This is a genomic window from Cupriavidus sp. KB_39, assembly GCF_052114485.1.
Lineage (GTDB): Bacteria > Pseudomonadota > Gammaproteobacteria > Burkholderiales > Burkholderiaceae > Cupriavidus.
Genome location: NZ_JBFREV010000157.1, coordinates 1 through 663, shown reverse-complemented (window position 1 = coordinate 663; position 663 = coordinate 1). Strand labels below are relative to the sequence as shown.

Annotated in this window: 1 protein-coding gene; it reads right to left on the bottom strand. The window is 57.3% G+C overall.

Going from position 1 to position 663, the window contains the following annotated elements:
- Positions 1 to 642: phospholipase effector Tle1 domain-containing protein (locus AB4Z27_RS29270; protein ID WP_441646010.1), on the bottom strand; the 642-nt coding region annotated here is incomplete at its 3' end.
- Positions 643 to 663 lie beyond the last annotated feature (21 nt).

Genomic DNA, 663 nt, shown 5'->3' with positions numbered 1-663 from the left:
ATCGAACAGGCCCATGAAATAGATGCGCAACGGAATGCCGGCGAGGCGGTAGCCGCCATCCTCCTGCTCCAGCCACTGGAGAAGCCAGTTGGCGAACACGCGCGCTGTGGCCGCGCCGCGTGAGAAGCCGAACACGGCGATGTTGATGTGCGTGACCTTGCGCTCGCGGTCCTTTACGACCGCTTTCAGTCGCTTCTCCCAGGTGTCCATCACCCTACGGCGATATCGAGTTTCGAAGCCAGTCTTGCTCGCTAGGTTAGCGACGGTTCCAACTTGACCRGTGCCGAACAAGGTAGTTTCCGTCAGGTACTCGTGTACCGAATCCAGGATACTCAGTATCGCCCAGTTAATCCTGTCCGCGCCCATATACCCCGCCGCAAGGCCAAGCGAGCCACCAGTGTCGCGAATCTCAGGGACAGGGGTGCCGACTCCTGGTATGTACTGGGAAAAGAAACCAGATTTAAGATCTTCAAAACTCGCTTTGTACAGGCGAGCAATGTTGCTATGTTTCCCCGCCGCCATCTGAGTGGTGCCGAGGCCTGGCTCTTCCCAGTCCATATTGTTGCCCGTGCCGTCGAAGAAGAGGCTCACATATATCTGGCCACCGCACTGGGCAGGATCTTTTTTTCGGATGCAGGCCATTGCCCTGGCTCGCTGTATAGT